A 750-nucleotide genomic window follows, 5' to 3' on the forward strand; every position below is an offset into this window, starting at 1 on the left:
GTAACCGGGGCAGATTTGGCGGCAGTTGCTCGTTGGAGCAGAATTTTTTCGGGATTGCGCAGCCGGGAATTGAAGTAGTTGTGCATAAGCTCCCGCGTCGAATCTAAAGAGCGTTGGCCCCGATTCCGCCGACAGGGCAAATCATGATTCCCTCCAGCATGAAGAAGAAGCTGCCTTCGGTTGAGCATGTCGAAACGTTGTCGCTCGGTGCCATGCGCAGGCTCGTCGGTGGCCTTGTCGACGAGCTTCACGCGCTCAAGGCCGAGGTCGTAACACTGCGATCCGAGAATGAAGCCTTGCGGGACGACAATGCCCAACTTCGACTGGAGAACACCCGACTCAAAGTCGACAACCAGTTGCTGCGTGATGAGATTGCGCGGCTGAAAAACCTGCCGCCGCGCCCGCCATTTCGCCCGTCCGGCATGGAAAAGGCAACAGAGCCAAAGGCCGGCAATAACAAAACCGATAAGAAGAAGCCGCGTGGCGCCAAGCGGGATCAAGACAAGGTGACCCACGAAGAGATCGTCAGGGCCGATGTTCCGCAAGGCTCCCGCTTCAAGGGGTACAAAAGCTGCTTCGTGCGGGAACTGGTGATGCAAGCCGAGCTGGTGCATTACCGGCGCGAATGCTGGGTGACGCCGGATGGCAGGACAGTAATCGCACCGATGCCGGCGGGGATTACGGGCGGATATGGTTCGAACCTTCGCCGCTTTTGCCTTGTCATGCATGCGCAGGGACAGGTGACAACCG

General features: G+C 58.3%; 1 protein-coding gene. It reads left to right on the top strand.

What is annotated here, in order from left to right; genetic code table 11:
- Positions 1-158: 158 nt before the first annotated feature.
- The coding region (locus CU103_RS30970) for a cell division protein ZapB (RefSeq protein WP_425350687.1) at positions 159-750 on the top strand (592 nt) is incomplete at its 3' end.

This window comes from Phyllobacterium sophorae (assembly GCF_003010965.1).
GTDB lineage: Bacteria > Pseudomonadota > Alphaproteobacteria > Rhizobiales > Rhizobiaceae > Phyllobacterium > Phyllobacterium sophorae.